Source organism: Nonomuraea rhizosphaerae (assembly GCF_019396405.1).
GTDB lineage: Bacteria > Actinomycetota > Actinomycetes > Streptosporangiales > Streptosporangiaceae > Nonomuraea > Nonomuraea rhizosphaerae.
In genome coordinates this window covers 1-21486 of the sequence record NZ_JAHKRL010000462.1, presented here as the reverse complement: position 1 = coordinate 21486, position 21486 = coordinate 1, and the positions used below count along the sequence as shown (strand labels likewise).

Annotated in this window: 22 protein-coding genes and 3 tRNA genes; 16 read left to right on the top strand and 9 right to left on the bottom strand. The window is 69.6% G+C overall.

Annotated elements, in window-relative coordinates:
• Together KME77_RS23570 and KME77_RS23565 are read left to right on the top strand one after the other, a co-directional pair.
• On the top strand, positions 1 to 1098 hold the full coding sequence (locus KME77_RS23570; protein ID WP_219471111.1) for a branched-chain amino acid aminotransferase: 1098 nt from the start codon (positions 1 to 3) through the stop codon (positions 1096 to 1098).
• A 213-nt stretch (positions 1099 to 1311) separates the two neighbouring features.
• Positions 1312 to 1986, top strand: coding sequence for a hypothetical protein (locus tag KME77_RS23565; protein ID WP_219471110.1), 675 nt, complete (start codon positions 1312 to 1314; stop codon positions 1984 to 1986).
• 93 nt (positions 1987 to 2079) lie between these two features.
• Here KME77_RS23565 and KME77_RS23560 read toward each other — a convergent pair whose 3' ends face one another.
• The 6 genes from KME77_RS23560 to KME77_RS23535 all read right to left on the bottom strand — a co-directional run bounded on the left by KME77_RS23560 (position 2080) and on the right by KME77_RS23535 (position 6688).
• Positions 2080 to 2694 carry an MSMEG_1061 family FMN-dependent PPOX-type flavoprotein gene (locus KME77_RS23560; protein ID WP_219471109.1) on the bottom strand — a complete coding sequence of 205 codons (615 nt, stop codon included), beginning with the start codon at positions 2692 to 2694 and terminating at the stop codon, positions 2080 to 2082.
• A 15-nt stretch (positions 2695 to 2709) separates the two neighbouring features.
• On the bottom strand, positions 2710 to 3480 hold the full coding sequence (locus KME77_RS23555) for a siderophore-interacting protein (protein WP_219471108.1): 771 nt from the start codon (positions 3478 to 3480) through the stop codon (positions 2710 to 2712).
• A 32-nt stretch (positions 3481 to 3512) separates the two neighbouring features.
• Positions 3513 to 3932: a TetR family transcriptional regulator gene (locus tag KME77_RS23550; RefSeq protein WP_219471107.1), complete on the bottom strand. Its 420-nt coding sequence runs from the start codon at positions 3930 to 3932 to the stop codon at positions 3513 to 3515.
• A gap of 177 nt (positions 3933 to 4109) precedes the next feature.
• A complete protein-coding gene (locus tag KME77_RS23545; protein ID WP_219471106.1) occupies positions 4110 to 4442 on the bottom strand; it encodes a hypothetical protein in 333 nt (110 codons plus the stop codon).
• Positions 4443 to 4603: 161 nt separating this feature from the next.
• Entirely contained in the window at positions 4604 to 5611 is a 1008-nt protein-coding gene (locus tag KME77_RS23540; RefSeq protein WP_219471105.1) for an aldo/keto reductase, read from the bottom strand.
• Positions 5612 to 5734: 123 nt separating this feature from the next.
• Positions 5735 to 6688, bottom strand: coding sequence for a quinone oxidoreductase family protein (locus KME77_RS23535; RefSeq protein ID WP_219471104.1), 954 nt, complete (start codon positions 6686 to 6688; stop codon positions 5735 to 5737).
• A gap of 87 nt (positions 6689 to 6775) precedes the next feature.
• Here KME77_RS23535 and KME77_RS23530 point away from each other — a divergent pair, with 87 nt between their 5' ends.
• From KME77_RS23530 to KME77_RS23515, 4 genes are all read left to right on the top strand, one after another.
• On the top strand, positions 6776 to 7264 hold the full coding sequence (locus KME77_RS23530; RefSeq protein WP_219471103.1) for a MarR family winged helix-turn-helix transcriptional regulator: 489 nt from the start codon (positions 6776 to 6778) through the stop codon (positions 7262 to 7264).
• A 154-nt stretch (positions 7265 to 7418) separates the two neighbouring features.
• A complete protein-coding gene (locus KME77_RS23525; RefSeq protein ID WP_308250852.1) occupies positions 7419 to 8021 on the top strand; it encodes a TetR/AcrR family transcriptional regulator in 603 nt (200 codons plus the stop codon).
• A gap of 54 nt (positions 8022 to 8075) precedes the next feature.
• Entirely contained in the window at positions 8076 to 8543 is a 468-nt protein-coding gene (locus KME77_RS23520; protein WP_219471119.1) for a nitroreductase family deazaflavin-dependent oxidoreductase, read from the top strand.
• Positions 8544 to 8586: 43 nt separating this feature from the next.
• Entirely contained in the window at positions 8587 to 9399 is an 813-nt protein-coding gene (locus KME77_RS23515; protein WP_219471102.1) for an RNA ligase family protein, read from the top strand.
• A gap of 72 nt (positions 9400 to 9471) precedes the next feature.
• On the opposite strand, the gene KME77_RS23510 is transcribed toward KME77_RS23515, so the two are convergent.
• A complete protein-coding gene (locus tag KME77_RS23510; RefSeq protein WP_219471101.1) occupies positions 9472 to 10017 on the bottom strand; it encodes a Uma2 family endonuclease in 546 nt (181 codons plus the stop codon).
• A 238-nt stretch (positions 10018 to 10255) separates the two neighbouring features.
• On the opposite strand from KME77_RS23510, the gene KME77_RS23505 reads away from it, so the two are divergent.
• The 3 genes from KME77_RS23505 to cimA all read left to right on the top strand — a co-directional run bounded on the left by KME77_RS23505 (position 10256) and on the right by cimA (position 13532).
• A complete protein-coding gene (locus KME77_RS23505) occupies positions 10256 to 11026 on the top strand; it encodes a TetR/AcrR family transcriptional regulator (protein WP_219471100.1) in 771 nt (256 codons plus the stop codon).
• A 61-nt stretch (positions 11027 to 11087) separates the two neighbouring features.
• Positions 11088 to 11735 carry a DsbA family protein gene (locus KME77_RS23500; protein WP_219471099.1) on the top strand — a complete coding sequence of 216 codons (648 nt, stop codon included), beginning with the start codon at positions 11088 to 11090 and terminating at the stop codon, positions 11733 to 11735.
• A gap of 219 nt (positions 11736 to 11954) precedes the next feature.
• A complete protein-coding gene (cimA, locus tag KME77_RS23495) occupies positions 11955 to 13532 on the top strand; it encodes a citramalate synthase (protein WP_219471098.1) in 1578 nt (525 codons plus the stop codon).
• A 60-nt stretch (positions 13533 to 13592) separates the two neighbouring features.
• On the opposite strand, the gene KME77_RS23490 is transcribed toward cimA, so the two are convergent.
• Positions 13593 to 15233, bottom strand: a complete 1641-nt coding sequence (locus tag KME77_RS23490) for a heparinase II/III family protein (protein WP_308250851.1) — start codon at positions 15231 to 15233, stop codon at positions 13593 to 13595.
• A 129-nt stretch (positions 15234 to 15362) separates the two neighbouring features.
• On the opposite strand from KME77_RS23490, the gene KME77_RS23485 reads away from it, so the two are divergent.
• From KME77_RS23485 to gltX, 3 genes are all read left to right on the top strand, one after another.
• A complete protein-coding gene (locus tag KME77_RS23485) occupies positions 15363 to 15959 on the top strand; it encodes an HD domain-containing protein (protein ID WP_219471097.1) in 597 nt (198 codons plus the stop codon).
• Positions 15960 to 16036: 77 nt separating this feature from the next.
• Positions 16037 to 16813 (top strand): fumarylacetoacetate hydrolase family protein, encoded by a 777-nt coding sequence (locus tag KME77_RS23480; protein WP_219471096.1) that lies wholly within the window; start codon positions 16037 to 16039, stop codon positions 16811 to 16813.
• A 34-nt stretch (positions 16814 to 16847) separates the two neighbouring features.
• A complete protein-coding gene (gene gltX, locus KME77_RS23475; RefSeq protein ID WP_246610604.1) occupies positions 16848 to 18179 on the top strand; it encodes a glutamate--tRNA ligase in 1332 nt (443 codons plus the stop codon).
• A 131-nt stretch (positions 18180 to 18310) separates the two neighbouring features.
• Here the strand turns inward: gltX and KME77_RS23470 are convergent, their stop codons facing one another.
• The gene (locus KME77_RS23470) at positions 18311 to 20278 is read right to left on the bottom strand and encodes a M3 family metallopeptidase (protein WP_219471094.1); all 1968 of its coding nucleotides are present in this window, start codon (positions 20276 to 20278) and stop codon (positions 18311 to 18313) included.
• A gap of 163 nt (positions 20279 to 20441) precedes the next feature.
• Here KME77_RS23470 and KME77_RS23465 point away from each other — a divergent pair.
• From KME77_RS23465 to KME77_RS23450, 4 genes are all read left to right on the top strand, one after another.
• A tRNA-Gln gene (locus KME77_RS23465) sits at positions 20442 to 20513 on the top strand.
• A 57-nt stretch (positions 20514 to 20570) separates the two neighbouring features.
• Complete coding sequence (locus KME77_RS23460) at positions 20571 to 21134, top strand: hypothetical protein (RefSeq protein WP_219471093.1); 564 nt, start codon at positions 20571 to 20573, stop codon at positions 21132 to 21134.
• 81 nt (positions 21135 to 21215) lie between these two features.
• Positions 21216 to 21291: transfer RNA gene (locus KME77_RS23455), tRNA-Glu, on the top strand.
• A gap of 17 nt (positions 21292 to 21308) precedes the next feature.
• A tRNA-Glu gene (locus KME77_RS23450) sits at positions 21309 to 21381 on the top strand.
• Positions 21382 to 21486: the final 105 nt, after the last annotated feature.

The following is a 21486-nucleotide window of genomic DNA, read 5'->3' as shown; positions in this document are numbered from 1 at the left end:
ATGACCATCGCTCAGAAGCTCAGCTTCGACGTGCAGCACTCCGACCACGCTCGCACCGCGGCCGAGCGCGAGCAGGTACTGGCGAGCCCCGGGTTCGGGCAGGTCTTCACCGACCACATGGTCACGATCGACTACACCGAGGGCGAAGGCTGGCACGACGCCAAGCTCCAGCCGTACGGGCCGCTCTCGCTCGACCCCGCCACCGCGGTGTTCCACTACGCGCAGGAACTGTTCGAGGGGCTCAAGGCCTACCGGCAGGCCAACGGCTCCATCGTCGCCTTCCGCCCGTACGCGAACGCCGCCCGCTTCAACAACTCGGCCGCCCGCATGGCCATGCCGTCCCTGCCCGAGGACGTGTTCGTCGAGTCGCTCGAAGTCCTCGTCCAGCAGGACAGGGACTGGGTGCCCACCGCCGAGGGACACAGCCTCTACCTGCGCCCCTTCATCATCGCCACCCAGGTCGGCCTCGGCGTCAACTACCCGTCGCGTTCGTACAAGTACATGGTCATCGCCTCGCCGTCCGCCTCGTACTTCACCGGCGGCGTCAAGCCCGTCTCCGTCTGGCTCTCCACCGAGTACACCCGCGCGGCGCCCGGCGGCACCGGCTTCGCCAAGTGCGGCGGCAACTACGCCGCCGCCTTCGTCGCCCAGCGCCAGGCCGTCGAGAACGGCTGCGACCAGGTCGTCTGGCTCGACGCCCACGAGCACCGGTACGTGGAGGAGATGGGCGGCATGAACCTCTTCTTCGTGTTCGGCAACAAGCTCGTCACCCCCGCCCTCACCGGCACCCTGCTGCCCGGCATCACCCGCGACTCCATCCTCACCCTCGCCGCCGACCTCGGCCTGGAGACCGAGGAAAGGCTCATCTCGACGGAGGAGTGGCAGGCGGGCTGCGAGTCCGGCGAACTCACGGAGGTCTTCGCCTGCGGTACGGCCGCCGTCGTCACCCCGGTGGGCTCGGTCAAGGGCACCGACCGCGCCTGGACGGTGGGCGACGGTGAGTCCGGCGAGGTCACGATGCGGATCCGGGAGGAACTGGTCGGCATCCAGTACGGCTCCCGCCCCGACCCCCACAACTGGGTCCACAAGATCAGCTGACCTGCGTCACCGGAGGCCCTCCACCGAAGGGCCTCCCCTGCCCTTCCTCCCACCCGCTCCACTCAGGCAGCCTCTCACCCCCCACAAGCAAGGTCTTCGCCACCGCTCAGGCAGCCTCATTCGGGCGCCGCCCCAAACCCCAGCGAGAGGCCTCCCGGCCCCTCGCGCTCCCCGAGCCTTGACCGTCCACCTCGGCCAACACCCTCACCTGCGTTGACCAACGCCCTCAGCCCGAACTTCGGCAGCACTCCCACCTACAGGAAACGTCCACAGCCACCGGAGGCGGCGAATCCATTGGAGCGACAGCCTTACTCCGCCGCGGACATCACCGTGCTGAGCCGGGACGAGGCTGTTCGTCAACGGCCGGCCATGTATTTCGGAGTCGATCACCAGCATCCGGATCTCGCCACCAGAATCTTGACCGCTCTTATTATCGACGCGCTCCACCTCCCGAACGGCGAGCACAGGAAGACAAGCGTCGAGATCATCGGCGACCAGACGTTCACCATCATCGACGATCAGATTCGAGAAACGGACGAGCAGGGCGTACCCAAGCTGGACCACCAAGGGGCACTTCTCGACCGGCGCCGATGGGCACAAGCCGCCGCGGCGGCGTTGAGCGCCCGTACGATCATCGAGGTCTGTGCGAAGGGCCGCGGCTACAGACAAGAGTTGGCCGGCACACGCCCCCAAGCTCCTCCGCAGCGGGTGGTCGCCTCTCTGGAAAACGGGACGCTGGCAACTTACGAACTCGACGAGTCGTACCTGATCAGGAATGCGGCTGTCGCCACCTCCCTCGAATCTCGAGAATCGCACGGCGAATGGTGCGCGAGCCACCCCTTGGCCGACTCTGCCCGGGTGACGGACCTAAGGCGGAGCGCCCAGTGAAAACCCATGGGAGTCGCTTGTTCCGCGCTTCACTGACGCAGTGATCAACGGGCGCCAAGAAACCACAGATGCCCCCATGACTGAAGGACGGCGTCAGTACGGATCGCGGCCCGCGCGATTGAGAACAGCGTCGAACATCGCCGTCGGAAGCCTCAGCCCCGACTGGCTGCGCGCGATTCTCCCCGCACTGGGCACCTCTCCACGCTCCGGCCACGTGCTCGTGTCCCACAGCGACGAGCGGACAAAGGCCCGGCTGCAATGCAGGAACAACTCCTCGACCCGCACCTCCACCGCCAGCCGGGGAGTCACGCCCCGCATGGCCATTCTCTCCAGGTAAGGCGCCTCGGCGACTATCCGGGCGCGGCCGTTGACCCGCACGGTTTCCCCCATGCCCGGCACCAGGAACAGCATCCCGACGTGCGGGCGCTGGAGAATGTTCTCCAGGCTGTCCAGGCGGCGGTTGCCTTTCCGGTCGGCGAACGCCAGGGTGCGATCGTCGAGCACCATGACGCTTCCCGGTGGATCGCCGCGAGGTGAGACGTCGCAGGTCCCGTCCTCCGCCGAGGTCGCCAGCAGGAAGAACGGGCTCAGCTCGATGAAGCGGCCCGATTCGGCGTCGATGTGGTCGATGCCTTTCTCCGCGATGACGCGTGGCGGCGGTTTCACGTGTTCGCGTAGTTCGGCGGCCGTGCCGATCGTCCTCGTCATGTCTTCTCCTGTCGGTCAGCCGGGGCTGGAGCGGCCGTGCCGCCAATAGCCGATGAAGGCGATGTCCTTTTTCTCGACGCGTCGTTCGCTGACCAGATGGCGGCGCACGCCGGTGGCGAGTTTCGCCTCACCGGCGACCCAGGCGTAGGAGGGCGCCCCGAGGTCGGGGGTGTTCCGGACGGCTTCGAGGGCGAGTTCGCCGGGAATCGTGCCGGCGCCGTCACGGGGCAGCCATTTCACCTCTACGCCCGCCGGGCAGGTGATTCCGGGACGGATGTCGGCGGTCCGCGGGACTTCCAGGAAGACGTTCCCGGTGAGGGCGGCCGGAGCAGCCGACAGAATGGCCAGAACAGCGGGCAGCGCGCTCTCGTCCGCCACCAGCAGTTGCCGGTCGGCGCCGTCGGGCGGCAGGTAGCTGTAGCCCTCGTCGAAGATGCCGGCCGGGTCGCCGGGACGGGCACGGGCGGCCCAGGCGGAGGCGGGCCCCTGGTCGCCGTGCAGGGCGAACTCGATGTCCAGTTCCTGCTTGTCGGGCCGGTGCTCGCGCACGGTGTAGTTGCGCACCCATGGGCGCCGGGAGACGGGCTGCAGCAGCGTCTCGGCCATCCAGGCGTCGTTCCGCAGGCTCGGCAGCCACAGCCCGGCCTGGCGCGTACGCGGGAAGAACAGTCGTACGGTGTGGTCGCGCCCGGGGCTGCTGTACCCGGCGAGGGTCGCACCGCCGAGCGTGAGCCGGCTGAACGACGGGCTCACCCGCACGTTGGCGCGAACCTCCAGCGGAATCATGCGCCGCCGCTTGAACCGCCTGACCTTCGGAATCACGCCCCCGCCGCCCTGCTCACGCCTGGGCCGCCGAGAGCCGCAGCCGTACCCCGTCGAGAAACAGCTCCAAGCCGTACCTGCTCGCCGCCGCGCACGGTGTTCGGCTCCACGACGTACGTCCCGGCGACCACCTGGGCGCCGTCACGATGGGCGAGCAGGGCCCGCCGCATCCGGTGGGCGATCTCCGCCAACTGGGCGTCCCACGGGCCGGAGGCGAGCGGTGTCTCGGTGATCTCCCCGACGATCCGGTCGGCCATGGCGCCGAGCAGCGCCTCTTTGTTCTTGAAGTGCCAGTAGATGCCGCCGGCCTGTACCCCGAGCCGCGCGCCGAGCTTGCGCATGGTCAGCCCGTCGAGACCGTCGCTGTCGAGCAGAGCCAGGGCCCCGGTCACCACGTCCGCACGCTTCAACTGCATGAGTGGAGTGTGGTAGCAGACTTGAACACCGTTCAACCTGAACGACGTTCAAGTGACGTATTTCACGGTGTCGAGCTGCCCATGAATGTGGAGGAAGGGCCTGAACTGCGGCAGGACACTGCCCCGGCCGGGAGGTCCCGGGCCGGGGCAGTATGGTCACGCGGGGCGGTCAGGGACTCAGGTGACGGAGAAGCTTCCGCTTCCCGCCTGGACGTGGGAGCCGTAACCAGGCTGGACCGTCATGAAGGGGCCCAGGCACAACGGGTCGCCATAGATGCGGACAGGCCGGTCGGTCTGGTTGTTAAGGACGTGAGCGCCCAGGGGTAGCTTCTTGCAACCGGTGGGGTCGGTGTAGACCGTCAGCGGAGTGGCCTCGACCTCGAAGATGACCACCTGGCCGGTGGCGGCCTGTGCGGGGAGTGCGGCGCCGAGCAGGCTCGCGGTCGCCACCGCGGCGACGGAGGCGACGGAGGCGAGGTGGGCGAGGCGGGGCTTGAGGGAAACGAACACGTCATGTGCTCCTCGGGGGGAGGGCCCGCTTGCCGGGCCGCTCCCTGCGGTATCCCCTGTCTCGCCTGTCCCACCAGTCGGGTATCACTAATGTCACCTGTTTGAGCACAGAGAGTAATCGGAGGGAGGTGCGGGTGCTGTGCTGACGACGGTGGAGCCGGTCAGGCGCCGGCGGTGTCGAGGCGGGTGAGCTGCTCGTCGGTGAGCTTGATGTCGAGCGCCGCCTGAGCCGCCTCGTACTGCTGGAGCGTGCGTGGCCCGATGAGCGGGACGACCCTGGGCGAGGTCTGGTGCATCAGCCACGCGAGGACCACCGCGTTCGGGGCGGCGCCGGCCTCGGCCGCCACCTCGGTCACCGCGGCGAGGCGGGCGTCGGCGTCGGGGCCATGGTACGGGTCCATGATGCCGTGGTTGCGGCGCTTGTCCGGGCTGTCGTAGATGCCCTTGAGGATGGGGGAGTACGCCACGAGGGTCAGGTCGTCGTGCTCCTCCAGGTAGTCGAGCTGCTCGTCGTCCACGATGGACGTGTGCCGGACCCCGGCGCGGCGGCGCAGGTACGAGTGCTGCTGCTGGAGCGCGACCGGCGCTGGCCAGCCGTTCTGGGCGCAGAGCCGGCGGATGCGCTCCAGCCGCCACGTCCGTACGTTGGACCAGCCGATGTAGCGGGCCTTGCCGGACCGGACGATGCCGGCCAGCGCCTCCAGCGTCTCCTCCAGAGGTGTGGCGCGGTCGTCGACGTGCACGTAGTACAGGTCGACGTGGTCGGTGCCGAGCCGGCGCAGGCTGCCGTCGATCGCGTCGCGCAGGGTGGCGGCGCCCGCGCCGGCGAAGTTCCGGTACGCGGCCGTCCAGTCAGGGCGGCCGTCGATCCAGACCGCGTCCAGGTCGCGGATCACGCCGCTGCCCTTGGTGGCCAGGAACACCTCGTCGCGCCGGCCGGTCCGGGCCAGCCAGCGGCCGAGCAGTTCCTCGCTGTGGCCGCCGTGGCTGCCCCGCCGCTCCCACCAGCAGTAGCAGTCGGCGGTGTCCAGGAAGGTGCCGCCGGCCTCGGCGTACCGGTCCAGGATCGTGACGGCCTCGTCCTCCGGGGTGACGGTGCCCATGATCATGCATCCCAGGGCGAGCCGGCTGATCTGCTCGCCGGTGCGGCCAAGCTCCACGGTGTTCATCGGACGGCCTCCTCGATCGTCTTCGGTCCGCGTTCCGTCGTGGGATCGACGCTAGGAGCTTGAGTTCACTCCAGGTCAAGAGCGATCCGCCGACAGAGGGAGCGGGCTGTGGCGTTCGCCGGGTCAGGTCGCGGGGGTGAGCACGACGCGCCGGCCGGGTGCCGCCGGGGTGGTCCACGCCTGCTCGACCTGGGAGAGGGGGAGCGCGAGGGGGTTCACGGCCAGGGCTCCGGAGGCGATCTCGGCGGCGAGCGAGGGCAGCTCGGCGATGATCCCGGCGGTGGTGACGGAGCCCTGGCCGCTGCCCATGATCTGCAGGTTCGCCGCGCGCAGCACGTACGAGGGCAGCGTGATGTCCGCCCCGGCCATCGAGCCGATCTGGATCCAGGCCAGCGGCTTGGAACGCTCGGGGCGGGCGGTGAGCAGGGCGGTGATGGCATGTTCGGTGGCCGGGCCCCACAGGTAGTCGAGGACGACGTCCGCGTCGGCGGCGCTCGGGCCGAGGCGGTCGGGGTCCTTCAACAGGGAGACGGTCTCGTCCGCGCCCAGGCCGGGCAGGATGTCCAGGCGCTCGGGGTCGCGGCCGGCGGCGACGACGCGGCCCGCGCCGAGGTGCTTGGCGATCTGGACGGCGAGCTGCCCGGCGTTGCCGGTCGCGCCCAGGACCAGGACGGTGGCGCCGGGCTGGAGGGTGACGCGGCGGCGGAGGGCGATCCAGGAGGACATGCCGGGGTTCATCGCGGCGGCCACGGCGACCGGGTCGGTGCCCGGCGGCAGGGGGAGGGCGCGGCGGCGGTCGACGACGGCCTGCTCGGCCATGGTGCCGGGCCCGGTGTCCGGGGCGACGAAGTAGAGCAGCTCGCCCTGCGGGGTGCGGCCGACCGCGTCGATGCCCGGGACCAGGGGGAGGGACCGGTCGGAGGTGTAGTGGGTGCCGTTCGCGGCGGAGCGTACGCGAGGGTGCAGGCCGGCGGCCAGAACGTTCACCACGACCTCGTCGTCCCCCTGGGGCCGGGGAGGGGCGATGGTGTCGTAGCGGGGTGGGGCGTCGAAGGAGTGGACGACGGCTGCGTGCATGGTGATCTCCTGGGGATATAGTTTGTGGCGCGTACTACCTCGACGGTAGTTTGTGCCACGTACTAACGTCAAGCGGAGGCCGCCACCATGAACCCCACCCCGGACGCGGACCCCGCCGAGCCGCTGCCCCCCACGGACCCGGCGTCGGCCGAGCCGTTGAACACCGTGGACGCCCTGGTCCAGCTCTCGTTCCTGGTCCAGGGCGCGCTGACGCGTCTCGCGTCCGCCCACGACCTGTCCCTCGTCCAGGTCCGCCTGCTCGGCATCCTGCGCGACCGCCGCCCCGGCATGCTCGAACTCGCCCGCCACCTCGGCCTGGACAAGTCCTCCATGACCGGCCTCGTGGCCCGCGCCGAGAAACGCGGCCTGGTCCAGCGCCTGCCCTCGCCGCACGACGGCCGCGGCGTCCTGGTCAGCCTCACGCCGGCCGGCCGGCAGCTCACCGACCGGTGCACCGCCGAGATGGGCCAGGAGATCGCCGCCTTGACCGCCCCGCTGAGTCCCGCCGAACACGCCCAGATCCGTGCGTTGGCCACAAAGCTCCTGAATGCATCGCCTCCTTCGCGGCCGTCGTGACCCTCGTCGTCGTGCTCTACCGCTCGTCCCGCCTGCCGTGCCTGTCCGCGACCTGGACCGGCGTGGAAGGCGAGCCGCCGCGCTGAACCCCGGCCTCCCGGCCCCGCCACCTCCCGCCGTCGAGCGGGCGACCTGTCCGTGTTAACTTGGCCGAGTGACTAACTTGGCCGATCGACCAAATTCGCCGCGCGGAGAGCGGCGCCGGGAGGGGCTGGTCGAGGCCGGGATCGCGCTGCTGTGCGAGGGCGGCTGGCCCGCCGTCACCACCCGCGCGGTCGCCGAGCGGGCGGGCGCCAACCCCGGCCTGATCCACTACCACTTCGGCGGCCTGCCCGGCCTGCACGTGGCGATCGCCCGCCGGGCCGGGGAACTGGTCATCAGCCCTCTGGTGAGCGTGCTGCTCGGGGCGGCGGACGAGCGGGCGGCGCTGGCGCTGATGCGCGACCTGCTGCCCCGGACCACCGGCGACGAGCGGACCACACGGCTGGCGGTGGAGCTGATCGCGGGCGCGATGCGCGACCCGGCCCTGGGGGAGGTGCTCAGGCGTCAGATGGACGAGGCCCGCGCCGAGACCGCCGCGAGGCTGGCCGCACTGCACCCGGCCTGGACGGCCGGGCAGCGCGCCGGGGCGGCCACGCTGGTCGTCGCGCTGGTCGACGGGCTGATGCTGCACCACCTGCTCGACCCCGGCCTCCCCGTGGACGAAGCCCTGGCCGCACTCGCCGGCCTGCTGGACCAGGACAAGCCTGTCGAATGACGAGGACAAGCCTGCTGAACGAGGAACGGACCTGATCAAGGAGGAGTGAACGACATGGAGATCGTCAAGAAGCCCGCCCCGCCCACCGGCCTGAGCCGCCTGCTGTGGCGCCTGCCGATCCACCTGTACCGCCTGGGCCTGGGCGGCCTGCTCGGCAAGCGGATCATGCTGCTCAACCACGTCGGCCGCGTCTCCGGCAAACCACGCCAGGCCGTCGTCGAGGTCATCGAGCGTGACGGCGGCTACGTGGCCGCCTCCGGCTTCGGCACCCGCGCCGCCTGGTACCAGAACGTCATGCACACCCCGGACGTCGTCATCCAGATCGCCGGCCGGCGGATCCCGGTGACCGCCACCCTCGTCCCGACCGGCGACGGCGCCGAGATCATGGCCCGTTACGCGCCGCGCCACCCGGCCGCCGCGCGGCAGCTCTGCAAGATCATGGGGTTCGCCGTGGACGGCAGCGCGGAGGACTACCGCGAGGTCGGGCGGCGCATCCCGTTCGTACGCTTCGTCCCGCGCTAATTTCTGTTATGCCAACTGGCACAAGCAGATGTACGATCCTGCCATGGACACGGGCAGAGGCCGGGGGCGGCCGCGCAAAGACCCGCAGAGCCTGGCGCGGTGGACGCCGCCCGAGGGCTGGTCCCGGCTGGTCGCCTGGGTCTCGCCCGAGGAGAAGAAGGCGCTCAAGCACGTCGCCGTCGACGCCGGGGTCTCCGTCGCCGACCTCGTACGGGCGCTCGCGAGCGGCCTGGCCGGTGGCGCCGTCACCCACGAGGAACTGCTCGGGCACGTCAGGAAGGGACGTCAGGTCATGGAGAAGATCCCCACGCTGTTCGAGCGTGACGACCGTTTCCGGGTGGTCGACCGCCCGCGCGCCGAGTGCGCGTGGGTCTTCGACGGCGAGGGGGTCGGCACGGAGAAGCTCGACGGCACCAATGTCCGGCTCACCGTCCGCTCCGGCCACGTCGTCCGGGTGGAGAAGCGCCGCAACCCGAGCAAGGCGCAGAAGCAGCAGGGGATCGTCGACGGCTGGTACGTCGACGCCGCCGACGGCTCGGCCGAGGACAAGTGGATCCTCGACGCGGCGGGCAACACCGACGTCTCCGGCTGGCCCGACGGCGAGCACTCGTGCGAGGCGCTCGGCCCGCGCATCCAGGGCAACCCGCTGGGGCTGAGCGAGCACCGGTGCGTCCCGTTCAACCTTGAGGCGCCCGTCTACCAGGACGTGCCGCGCGGCTACGCGGAGCTGCATGACTACCTGGCGAAGCTGGACAGTGGCTTCGCCCCGGGGAGCCTGGCCGAGGGCATCGTCTTCCACCACCCCGACGGCCGTCGCGCCAAGATCAAGCGCAAGGACTTCCCGCGCGGCGCGTAGCGGGGAGCCGCGGTCGGTAGTGGGGGCCCAGGTCAGGAGTGGGGAGCCCAGGTCAGGAGCGGGGAGCGCGGGTCAGGAGCCGAGCAGTCGGCCGGTGTCCAGCACGCAGTCCCACGGGGACGGCATGGCGAGCGTCTTGCCCGCCGACACCGTCGTCTCCCCGGCGTACCCCTTGTCCCGCGGCTCGCTGTGCAGCTTGACCCGCTGCTGGAACGGGTCGATCACCAGGTAGAGCGGCGCCCCGGCGAGCGCGTAGCCCTTCGGCTTGATCACGTGGTCGTCGTAGGCGCTGCCGGCCGCGACGACGTCCACGAGCAGGATCGTGCTGTTGCCGTGGACCTCGTCGTCGGCCTCGATCAGCGGGTCGGGCGGCACCACGGTCAGGTCGGGGACGTAGCGGTCGGCATGGGCGCCGAGGAACACCGTGATGTTCGGCCAGATGGCCCACCCGCGCTCCGCGGCGATGTCCACGATCTGGAACAGCAGCCGCGAGATGACCGTGTTGTGCTGCCACGTGCCCACGTCGTTGACCACCACCCGGCCCCCGATCAGCTCCACCCGAAGCTCGGGGAACAGGTCGCACACGGCGCGATAGCGCTCCTCGCGGCTCTTGACCATGGTGATCACCTCACGGCGGAGTAGGCGTCCCACCACCCAGCGTAGGCGTCCGGGGCCGGCAAGTACCGCGAATCAGGAGTCCGGCAGCAGCCGAAGAATATCGATTTTTCATGATTACCTTGCCGGTGTGTTTCTGACCAGCTACGGCCCGCCACCCACCCGGCAATCCGGAAATCCTTTAATGCCGAATGCTTAAAGACATAAAACGTCCGATAAGTCAAACGGGTACCCTTACGGGGTGGGTGAAACGGCGACCTCGGCGAGGGGCCTAGGGGCGACCGGGAAGGCCGCTCCGCGCGGGCGTATCGCCAAACGAGAAGCGATCATGACCGCTGCAATGAGGGTGTTCGTCCGGGACGGTTACTCGGGTGCGAGCATCGAAACGATCGCCGCTGAGGCGGCGGTCTCCAAACAAACCATCTACAACCATCTGGGCGACAAGCAACGCTTGTTCGAGTCCCTGATCGACGAGAACTTCGATCGGGTCAATGCCCAGCAGTTCGCCATGATCGAGACTTTTCCCGATCGCCCGGCGAACCTCATGGTGGAGCTGACGGCGTTCGCCGGTGATCTCATGCGAGGCTGTCTCATGGACGAGCGGGCGCGCGCGTTGCGCACACTCGTCCAGGCAGAGGGTTCGAGACGGCCCGAGATCGCCAGGCAATGGCGGCGGCGCAGCCAGGACCAGCTCGCTGGCTCCCTGGCCGCGCGGTTCGCCAGACTGGCGCTGTTGGGGAAGCTGTCCCTGGTCGACCCGGACCAGGCCGCGCGCGACTTCCTGGCGTTGATCACGTACGACGCCCAGGTCGGCTGGACGATCGGTGACGTGACGATGCGCGACGAGGAGCTCGACGCGTCCATCGCCGCCGGCGTCCGCACGTTCATGCGCGCGTACGGGAACGGGAACGGCAACGGGAACGGCGACCACAACGGCAACGGACACGCCAACGGTCACACCAATGGCAACGGCTACGCCAACGGTCATACCAACGGCAACGGCCACCGCTGAATCATGCTGCCCGCCCTTCATCGGGTAAGGTCTCGGCGATCGAAGATCTAAGGGCGGGCACATGAAGAAGAGGTTGGCGGCCGTCGCGGCCGTCTGCGCGGCCTTTGTCGTGCTGCTGACCGTCTTGGCGTTCTCCGAGCCGAGCCACTCCGAGCAGGGAGTGCGGCTCACACGGCAGCCCGACGGCTCCATGGTGCTCGCGGACAAGGGCGGCGACGCCCCCGTGCTCGACCTGTACGAGGACTTCGACTGTCCTGTCTGCAAGGAGCTGCACGCCCGGGTCAACGCGACGATCATGCGCCTGGCCAGGGCGGGCGAGGTCAAGGTCGTCTTCCACGCGGTGACGGTGTTCGAGGAGGAGCCCTCGCGCTCCAACTCGATCAGGGCCGCCGCCGCGGCCCGCTGCGTGCCCGAGAGCAACTGGCTGGCCTTCAGGGACGAGCTGTACGCGATGCAGCCGGCGCCGCACGGCCTGGTGTCGGGGTTCGGCGTCGAGGACCTCGTCAAGGCGGCCAGGAAGGCCGGCGCGAACGTCGACCAGTGCGTGACCTCCCAGTCGTACGCCGAGACCCACCTGTCGGCCGGCGGCGGCGCGAGCATCGACGGCACCCCGACCCTGCTGCTCGACGGCAGGATGCTGGGCAACGAGGCGTTCGACCCGGCGAGCCTGGAGCGGCTCATCACCGGCGGCCCGGGGATCTCCGTCTGAAAGACGTCCGGAAGAGTCCAGGGGTCCCCGTCCGAAAGAGGCGTCCCACAGTGTGAGACGCCGTGTGCCGACCACTGGAAGCATGTGGCAGACTCGCTAGCACCATGTTCTACGGTCTGCTCATTATCAGCAGGCGCGCCGGCTGACAAAGGGACACCGCCGGCGCGCAGACCTCTCACGTCCGTGAGGGGTCTTTTTGTTTTCCAGGGAGACGACACCATGGCCGACGACCGCTTTCACGTCTACGACACGACGCTGCGTGACGGCGCACAGCAGGAGGGCCTCAACCTCACCGTCGCCGACAAGCTCGCTGTCGCGCGTCAGCTGGACGGCCTGGGCGTCGGCTTCATCGAAGGGGGCTGGCCGGGCGCCAACCCCAAGGACACCGAGTTCTTCAGGCGGGCTCGAACAGAGCTGGACCTGAAGCACGCGCAGCTCGCCGCGTTCGGCGCGACCCGCCGGGCAGGTGTGAAGGCAGCCGACGACCCGTTGGTGGCCGCGCTGCGCGAATCCGGCGCGCCGGTCGTGACTCTTGTCGCCAAGAGCCACGACCGGCACGTGGAGCTGGCCCTCCGCACGACTCTCCAGGAGAACCTCGCGATGATCCGCGACACGGTCTCCCACCTTCGTGCGGAGGGACAGCGAGTCTTCCTCGACGCCGAGCACTTCTTCGACGGCTACAGATCCAACCCAGCCTACGCGCTGGAGGTCCTGCGCACCGCCGCCGAGGCGGGCGCCGACGTCATCGCCCTGTGCGACACCAACGGCGGCATGCTCCCCGACGAGCTGGCCGACATCGTGCACGTCGCGGCGGGCACCAGCGCCCGCGTCGGCATCCACTGCCACGACGACACCGGCTGCGCGGTCGCCAACACGCTGGCCGCCGTCAAGGCGGGCGCCACCCACGTGCAGGGCTGCGCCAACGGCTACGGCGAGCGCTCCGGCAACGCCAACCTGTTCACCGTGGTCGCCAACCTCCAGCTCAAGCGGGGCTTCGACCTGGTGCCGCAGGAGTCGCTGGCCGACATGACCCGCATCGCGCACGCGATCACCGAGGTCACCAACGTCACCCCCAACTCCCACGCGCCGTACGTCGGCATGTCGGCGTTCGCGCACAAGGCCGGGCTGCACGCCAGCGCGATCAAGGTCGACCCGAACCTCTACCAGCACATCGACCCGGCCGCCGTGGGCAACGACATGCGCATGCTGGTCTCCGACATGGCCGGCCGCGCCTCCGTCGAGCTGAAGGGCCGCGAGCTGGGCTACGACCTCAGCCCCGAGTCCACCAGGACGCTGGTCGAGCGGGTCAAGGACCTGGAGTCGCGCGGCTTCACGTTCGAGGCCGCGGACGCCTCGTTCGAGCTGCTGCTGCGCGACACCGTCCACGGCGAGCGGCGGCGCCACTTCGAGGTCGAGTCGTGGCGGGTGATCGTCGAGCGGACCAAGGGCGGCGAGCTGGTCAGCGAGGCCACCGTCAAGCTGCACGCCAAGGGCGAGCGCATCGTCGCCACCGGCGAGGGCAACGGCCCCGTCAACGCCCTGGACAAGGCGGTGCGGATGGCGCTGGAGAAGCTCTACCCCGAGCTGGCCAGGCTGGAGCTCATCGACTACAAGGTGCGCATCCTCGAGGGCACCCACGGCACGGACGCGATAACGCGCGTGCTCATCACCTCCAGCGACGACGCCGCCGAGTGGTCCACGGTCGGCGTGGCCGAGAACATCATCGACGCCTCCTGGCAGGCGCTGGAGCAGGCGGTCACGTACGGGCTGCTGCGCGCGGGCCGCGAGACCGCCTGAGCGGGCCCACCGGCGGGCGCGCCGCCATCGGCAGTTCGCGCCCGCCCCGCTCCGGGGCGCTCAGAGCAGCTTCGCCGAGAACGACTGCCCCTGGACCTTGACCTTCCCGCCCGAGCACGACACCTTCGGCGAGTCCGTGTCCGGCACGATCACCGTCAGCAGCGACCTGGCCGCGGGGGAGACCACCACGTTCGTCGGCGTCTTGGACAGGTACGTCGGCGACACCCACCCCAGCTTCCCCCCGCGCTGGATCTTCTGCCCGCCCACCGGCTCGCACCCGGCGAGCTGCACCAGCGTGACCCGGAACTTCCCGTCGCCCAGCACGACCCGCCCGCCGCCGTTGGAGATCACCTTGAACGACGGGGCGAACCGCCACAGGTTCTGCACCTTCTTGCCGCCCGCCGCCCTGTCGTAGACGGCCATGACGTCCTCGCCGTGGTTCACCAGCACCGAGCGGGTACGCCGGGTGCCGTAGGCGGTGTCGGTCAGCTCGAAGGCCTGCCGGTCGTTCCCGTACCGCGTCCTGGTCAGCTTGCTGGGCGTGCGCGAGCGGAACCGGGCGCCCACGACGGTCGGCACGTTGTGCGCCTGCGGGGACAGCGTCCAGTAGCGGTAGGAGCTCTTCTCGTAGGAGTTGAAGCCGCCGTCCACCAGGATGTCGCGGCCGTGCGCGTAGTAGGTGACGCCCAGGTGGTCCTCGTGACCGTGGTACTTCAGCCCGGGACCGAACCTGATCGAGTAGTACGCGGACTCCGGCTTGCCCCAGTCCGTCCGGCCGTAGACGTATCCGGCCTTGTAGACCTTGACCTTCTCCTTCGGCGTGCCGGTCTCGATCCTGGGGTCGATCTCGGCGCTGCCGTCGCCGATGGGCACCATGAAGCCGTTCGGCTGGGTCGAGTGGGCGACGAACGACTTGAGGGCGTCGGCCCGCTTCGTGATGTCGCCGGGCACCTTGCGGCCGCAGTCCTTCATGTTGGTCATCGCGACCTCCAGCCTGCTGTGCACGTAGACGGCGTAACGCGGCGCCTGCTCCATGAGCGCGCCCTGCGAGTCCACGTCCAGCTTGACCGTGCCGGTCAGCCGCCTGATCGCCAGGCTCGTCCAGCCCTTCCGCTTGTAGCGGCAGCCGATGGCCATCAGCGCGATGTCCTGGTCGATGCCGTGGTTGTGGCCCTTCTTGTACAGCCGCGAGTCCGACAGCAGCTTGGCGTGCTCGGCCAGCGAGCTCTTCAGCCAGCCGTCGCTGACGTGCATGCTCAGGCAGACCAGCGCCTGCGAGCGCAGCGAGACGGGGTGGTCCTTCCACGCGTACGACGGCGTGCCGCGGGCGCCGCGCCTGTTCTTGGCCACCCAGTCCTTGGTGATCTCCTTGGCCCGGTCGAGGTAGCGCTCGTCGCCGCTGTTCTCGTACGCCACGACCAGCGTGCCCATCCAGCGCAGCGACTGGAAGACGAACTCCCACGAGCGGTTGCGGTACGGGCTCATGCGCCAGTCGATGTTCTTGCCGATCTTCACCGGCGGCTGCTCGACCAGGGGCAGCTCACCCCGCATGACCTCGTCCGCCGTGGGCGTGCCCGGCAGCCAGTCGCCCTGGCACTGGGCCGTGCGCTTCGCCTCCGTGCCGGCGTGCGCGGGGCTCAGGGGGGTCAGGGTGCCGCCGGCGAGCAGCATGAGGGCGAGAGGGATCGCGAGGCGGCGCACGCCTGTTCCTTCCGGGCAAAAACGACGAGGGTGGCGGAACATGCTGACCGAATCCCGATCAACTGGTCAAGTTGAGTACCAGATCGTTAGCCCGCCGATGCCGCACGGTTCTGGGACATGCTTGTCCTCATGAGACTTGACGATCTGGTGATCCCGGACACAGCCGCCTGCCGTGGCGCGCTGGAGGTGGCGACCAGGTACCACTCGCCCTCGCTGCTGAACCACTCCGTCCGCGCCTACCTGTGGGCGGCCGGGTACGCGGGCGCGCGGGAGATCACCTTCGACGCCGAACTCCTGTACGTGTCGGCGATGCTGCACGACATCGGGCTGACGGCCGAGTTCGACAGCCACACCGTGCCGTACGAGGAGGCCGGCGGGCACGTGGCCTGGGCGTTCACGGCCGGCGCCGGATGGCCGCACGCGCGGCGGGTACGGGCCGCCGAGGTGATCATCCGGCACATGTGGGACGAGGTGCCGGTCGAGGACGACCCCGAGGGGCACCTGCTCGAACTGTCCACCGGCATGGACATCTCCGGCCGCCGTACCGAGGACATCCCCGCCGGCCTGCGGCAGGACGTCCTCGCCCGGTTCCCGCGACTGGAGATCGCCAAGGAGTTCGCGGCCTGCGTCACCGACCAGGGCACCCGCAAGCCGGACAGCCTGGCGGGCGGCTTCGTGCGCGGCGGCATCACCGGCCGCATCGCCCGCAACCCTCTGGACGGGTGACATCGGGGGGCGCGACGCGCCCCTGCCCCGGAACAATGGAGGCGAGAGCGGCGGCGCGGCGGCGATAGCCTTGTCGGGTGCGTATAGCGAGGTTCTCCACAGGCGATGGCGTGTCGTTCGGCGTGGTCGAGGGTGGCCCGGGCGAGGAGTTCGTCTCCACGATCTCCGGCCACCCGTTCGGGGACGTGCAGTTCACCGGCGAGCGTTTCCCGCTGACCCAGGTGAAGCTGCTGGCCCCCATGCTGCCGAGCAAAGTGGTCGCCATCGGCAGAAACTACGCCGAGCACGCCCGCGAGCTGGGCAACGAGGTGCCGGACGAGCCGCTCATCTTCATGAAGCCGTCCACCACCGTGATCGGCCAGCACGAGCCGATCGTCTACCCGACGTCGCTGTCCCACCGGGTCGACCACGAGGGCGAGCTGGCCGTGGTCATCGGCAGGCTCTGCCGCGAGGTGCCGGTCGAGCGTGTCAAGGACGTCATCTTCGGCTACACCTGCGCCAACGACGTCACGGCCCGTGACCTGCAGAAGAAGGACGTCCAGTTCACCCGGGCCAAGAGCTTCGACACCTTCTGCCCGCTCGGCCCGTGGATCCAGACCGACCTCGACGCCTCCGACCTGGCGCTCACCACGACGGTCAACGGCGACGTGCGGCAGAGCGGCCGCACCAGCCAGCTCATCCACGACATCCCCACGCTGGTCGCCTACGTCACCGCGGTCATGACGCTGATCCCCGGCGACGTGATCCTGACCGGCACCCCGGCCGGCGTCGGCCCGCTGGAGGTCGGCGACGAGGTCAGCGTCGGCATCGAAGGCATCGGCACTCTGACGAACAAGGTGGTCTCCCGTGACTGATCTACGGGTGCGTTTCGCCCCGTCTCCCACCGGCATGTTCCACGTGGGCGGCGCTCGCACGGCGCTGTTCAACTGGGCGCTGGCCGAGCAGTCCGGCGGCCGCTTCGTGCTGCGCGTCGAGGACACCGACGCGACGCGCAACCGCCCCGAGTGGACCGAGGGCATCATCTCGGCGCTCGACTGGATCGGCGTCAACGGCTCCAACCCGGTCTTCGAGGGCCCCTACTTCCAGTCCGCGTACGAGCCGCAGCACCGCGAGGCCGTGGCCAAGCTGCTGGCCGACGGCAAGGCGTACTACTGCGACTGCACCCGCGAGGCGCTCGTCGCGCGTACGGGCTCCGAGCACAAGGGCTACGACGGCCACTGCCGTGACCGGGGGCTGAGCGAGGGCGCGGTCCGCTTCCGCACCCCCGACGAGGGCGCCACCGTCGTCGAGGACGTCATCAGGGGGCGGGTGGAGTTCCCCAACGACGCCCAGGAGGACTTCGTCATCGCCCGCACCGACGGCTCGCCCCTCTACGTGCTGGCCAACGCGGTCGACGACATCACCCAGGCCATCACCCACGTGGTGCGCGGCGAGGAGCACCTCGGCAACGCGGCCAAGCAGCAACTGCTGTGGCCCGCGCTCGGCGCCAGCCCGCCCGTCTGGGCGCACCTGCCGGTGATCGTCAACGAGCAGCGCAAGAAGCTGTCCAAGCGCCGCGACAAGGTGGCGCTGGAGGACTACCGCGCCGAGGGCTACCTGGCCGAGGCCATGGTCAACTACCTCATGCTGCTCGGCTGGGGCCCCGGCGACGACCGCGAGATCATGCCGTGGTCGGAGATGAGGCCGCTGTTCAAGCTGGAGGACGTCAACTCCTCCAGCGCGTACTTCGACGAGAAGAAGCTGCGCGCCTTCAACGGCGAGTACATCCGCGCGCTGCCCATCGAGACGTTCGAGGAGCGCTGCGCCCCCTACCTGGAGCCGTCGTGGGACCGCGAGGTCTTCAGCAAGGTCTCGGCGCTGGCCCAGACCCGCATCGCGGTGCTCTCCGAGATCAGGCAGAACGTCGACTTCCTCTTCCTGGACGAGCCGGTGTCCGACGAGGCGTCCTGGGACAAGGCGATGAAGAACTCGCCGGTCGAGATCCTCGGCGGCTACCTGGAGCGGCTCCCGGCCGTCAACTGGGACCCCGAGTCGCTCAAGGAGGCGCTGGAGCAGGTCGGCGCCGCCCACGGCCTCAAGCTGGGCAAGGCCCAGGCGCCGGTGCGGGTGGCGGTCACGGGGCGGACGGTGGGTCTGCCGCTGTTCGAGTCGATCGAGGTGCTGGGACGGGAGCGCACGGAGGAGCGGCTGCGGGCCGCGCTGGCGCGTCTCCAGGGCTGATCGCCGTCCTGCCTGTTCCCGGCCCCCATTGTCCCGCTGGCGCCACCTGAGCCCGCGAGCGTGGGGAAACGACACGCGCCCCTGACGGCGCCGTCGGGGCCGTCAGAGGCGCGTGCACGCGGTGAAGAGGGTCAGTCCAGGCCGCGCCGCTTCAGCAGCGGCTCGATGCTCGGCTCCCGCCCCCGGAAGTTGCGGAACGCCGTCAGCGGATCGATGCTGCCGCCACGCGACAGCAGCTCCCGCCGGAAGTGGTCCCCGTTGGCCCGTTCGAGCCCGCCGTTCTCCTTGAACCACTCCACGCTCTCGGCGTCCAGCACCTCGCTCCAGATGTAGGAGTAGTAGCCCGCGCTGTACCCGCCGGCGAAGATGTGCGCGAAGTAGTTCGTCCGGTAGCGCGGCCGCACCACCGGCACGGCGACCCCGGCCGCCTCCAGCGCCGCGGCCTCGAACGCCTGGGCGTCGGCCACGCTCTCGCCCGCCGCCAGCTTGTGCCAGGCCCAGTCGAGCAGCGTCGCGGCCAGGTACTCGACGGTCGCGAAGCCCTGGTTGAACTTCTCCGCGGCCTTCATCTTCTCCACCAGCTCGGCGGGCATCGGCTCGCCGCTCTCGTGGTGCTTGGCGTAGTTGGCCAGGATCTCCGGCCAGGTCACCCACATCTCGTTGACCTGCGACGGGTACTCGACGAAGTCACGCGGCACGCTCGTGCCCGACACCCGCGGGAAACGCACCTCGGAGAACAGCCCGTGCAGCGCGTGCCCGAACTCGTGGAAGGCGGTGTCCACCTCGTCGTAGGTCAGCAGCGTCGGCCCGGAGGCCGGCTTGGTGATGTTGAGGTTGTTGATCACGACCGGCTTCTCGCCGAACAGCACCGACTGGTCGACCAGGTTGTTCATCCAGGCGCCGCCGCGCTTGTTCGGTCTGGCGTACGGGTCGAGCAGGAACAGCCCCAGCGCGCCGCCGTCCTCGTCGAACACCTCGTAGACCCGCACGTCCTCGTGGTAGCCCTTGAGCTCGGGCCGCTCGGTGAAGGTGATCCCGTACAGGCGCGTGGCGGCGTGGAAGACGCCGTCGTGGTAGACCCGCCACAGCTCGAAGTAGGGCCGCATCGCCGAGGCGTCGAAGTCGTAGCGCGCCTTGCGCACCTTCTCCGAGTAGAACGACCAGTCCCACGGCTCGATCGCGAACCCGGCCTGCTCGGCCAGCGCCTCGGCCTCCTTGCCGGCGTTGCGTACGGCGGGCCCGACGAGCTGCCCCAGCATGGCCTCGACCGCCTCCACGGTCTTGGCCGTCTGGTCGGTCACCGAGTACGCGGCGTGGCTGGGGAAGCCCAGCAGCGCGGCCCGCTCGGCGCGCAGCGTCGCCAGCCGCACGGCCAGGTCGAAGTTCTCCGGCGCGCGCTCGACGCTCTGGGTGTAGAGCCTGCGGCGCACGTCCCGGTTCGTGAGCTGGGCCAGGCCCGGCTGGTTGGTGTAGTTGAGCAGCGGCAGGACGTACTTCCCGTCCTTCTCCAGCGAGCTGATCGTGTCCTCGTCGAAGCCGTCCAGCTCCTTGGCGTCCTCCACCACGAGCGCGGACTCGGTCAGCGCCTTGAGCAGGTTCTGGGCGAACTGGGTGGACAGCCGCGACAGCTCCTCGTTCAGCTCCCGCAGCCTGGCCTGCTCCTGCTCCGACAGGTCGGCGCCGGCCCTGATGAAGTCCTCGCGGTACTTCTCCAGCAGCCACGACTCCTCGGGGTCGCCGGTGCTCACCTGCTTGATGCGGGCCCAGAGCGCGCGGTTGAGCCGGATCGCGTCGCTGTGCTTGGTCAGCGCCGGCGTGATCTGCTTCTCCAGCTCCAGGATGCCGGGGGTGGAGTTGGAGGCGACGAAGCTGAAGAACGCGGTCGACGTACGCTCCAGGATCCGCCCGGAACGCTCCAGAGCCGCGATCGTGTTGTCGAACGTGGGCGGCTCGGAGCTGCCCGCGATCGCCTCCACCTCGGCCAGTCCCTCGGCCATCCCGCGCTCGAAGGCCGGCAGGTAGTGCTCCTCGCGGATCTCCTCGAAGGGCGGCAGCCGGTAGGGCAGGCTGCTGGGGGCGAAGAAGGGGTTCTCGGCCAACGCTTGGGCTCCTCCACGTGGTGTTTGTCCCCTTCAGCTTGGCATGACCTGACCCTCGCCGCGCCCCATCGAGCAGCCGGTTCCAGAATCGTTTTGGTCTTGTCCCCCAAGCTGAGCTATTCTTTCGGACGTCGCCGAACGCGCCCCCAGGGGTTCGGGCCGGTGGGGTATGGTGTAATTGGCAGCACGACTGATTCTGGTTCAGTTAGTCTAGGTTCGAGTCCTGGTACCCCAGCATTGAACGGATGTCTCTCCCGAGGCGTCCGTTTTTTGATTTATGGATGAGTTTCGGATGCGGCGCGGATCCTTCCTCGCCTTCGCGGCCCCCTTCCTGCCGCTCCTCGTGCTCTTCTTCCCCGTCACCCTGCTGCTCGGCGCGATCCTTCTCGGCAGCACGGCCGGCGGGGTGCTGACCGGGCTGGTGTGCACGGGCGCGCTCACAGGGGTGCTGGCCGTCAAACACCACCGGCTCGTCACGGGCACCGTCGTACGGTTCTCGGCCGCGGGGGTGGAGCTGTCCGACTCCTACGGCTTCCGCCTCTTCCTGGAATGGCCGCGCGTGGAGCGGATCGGCGTCGTGGAGAGCCGCATGGCGAGCCCGCGCCCCATCGGCCGCCCCGGCGGGCCGCGCGTCCGTGCCGGCGCCATGCGAACGACCGGCCTGGCCGGCTGGGGGACGCGCCAGGTGCCGTCGCGGGTGCCCCGCTGGATGCGCGACCGGCTCGCCGGCGTCCCCGTCGATCCGGCGACCGGTCTCCAGTGGCTCGGCATCCCGCTCGGCGCCGTCGACCCGCACTGGGAGAAGGGCCCCATGGGCGACTGGGTACGCCGTCAGCGGCCCGATCTGCTGGGCTGATCGACGGTTTGGTGGTGCTCTGCCGGTACGGTAGAGTTACCTGCGTCGCCGGGGGATCCCGGCACAATCGCTTGTGGACAGGGTCCCGTCGTCTAGTGGCCCAGGACGCCGCCCTCTCAAGGCGGTAGCGCCGGTTCGAATCCGGTCGGGACTACCACTGTCACAAGCACGCAAGGTCCCGTCGTCTAGTGGCCCAGGACGCCGCCCTCTCAAGGCGGTAGCGCCGGTTCGAATCCGGTCGGGACTACGTCTCACTCACCGCTCTCGGTCGCGTCTCCGCGCCGGGGGCGTTTCTCATTTCCGGGCAGCTCTCGCGCCGTCGGGCGCCGCCCCGGCGAGGCTCGGGTGAGCT

What these genes read in the sequence shown, in the direction of transcription:
- KME77_RS23500 (WP_219471099.1), top strand. Translation starts at nt 11,088, where the DNA reads ATGAAGAAGAGGTTGGCGGCCGTCGCGGCCGTCTGCGCGGCCTTTGTC.
- KME77_RS23540 (WP_219471105.1), bottom strand. Translation starts at nt 5,611, where the DNA reads ATGAACACCGTGGAGCTTGGCCGCACCGGCGAGCAGATCAGCCGGCTC.
- KME77_RS23570 (WP_219471111.1), top strand. Translation starts at nt 1, where the DNA reads ATGACCATCGCTCAGAAGCTCAGCTTCGACGTGCAGCACTCCGACCAC.
- KME77_RS23560 (WP_219471109.1), bottom strand. Translation starts at nt 2,694, where the DNA reads ATGACGAGGACGATCGGCACGGCCGCCGAACTACGCGAACACGTGAAA.
- cimA (WP_219471098.1), top strand. Translation starts at nt 11,955, where the DNA reads ATGGCCGACGACCGCTTTCACGTCTACGACACGACGCTGCGTGACGGC.
- KME77_RS23530 (WP_219471103.1), top strand. Translation starts at nt 6,776, where the DNA reads ATGAACCCCACCCCGGACGCGGACCCCGCCGAGCCGCTGCCCCCCACG.
- KME77_RS23485 (WP_219471097.1), top strand. Translation starts at nt 15,363, where the DNA reads ATGAGACTTGACGATCTGGTGATCCCGGACACAGCCGCCTGCCGTGGC.
- gltX (WP_246610604.1), top strand. Translation starts at nt 16,848, where the DNA reads ATGTTCCACGTGGGCGGCGCTCGCACGGCGCTGTTCAACTGGGCGCTG.
- KME77_RS23520 (WP_219471119.1), top strand. Translation starts at nt 8,076, where the DNA reads ATGGAGATCGTCAAGAAGCCCGCCCCGCCCACCGGCCTGAGCCGCCTG.
- KME77_RS23515 (WP_219471102.1), top strand. Translation starts at nt 8,587, where the DNA reads ATGGACACGGGCAGAGGCCGGGGGCGGCCGCGCAAAGACCCGCAGAGC.
- KME77_RS23510 (WP_219471101.1), bottom strand. Translation starts at nt 10,017, where the DNA reads ATGGTCAAGAGCCGCGAGGAGCGCTATCGCGCCGTGTGCGACCTGTTC.
- KME77_RS23550 (WP_219471107.1), bottom strand. Translation starts at nt 3,932, where the DNA reads ATGCAGTTGAAGCGTGCGGACGTGGTGACCGGGGCCCTGGCTCTGCTC.
- KME77_RS23555 (WP_219471108.1), bottom strand. Translation starts at nt 3,480, where the DNA reads ATGATTCCGCTGGAGGTTCGCGCCAACGTGCGGGTGAGCCCGTCGTTC.
- KME77_RS23460 (WP_219471093.1), top strand. Translation starts at nt 20,571, where the DNA reads ATGCGGCGCGGATCCTTCCTCGCCTTCGCGGCCCCCTTCCTGCCGCTC.
- KME77_RS23535 (WP_219471104.1), bottom strand. Translation starts at nt 6,688, where the DNA reads ATGCACGCAGCCGTCGTCCACTCCTTCGACGCCCCACCCCGCTACGAC.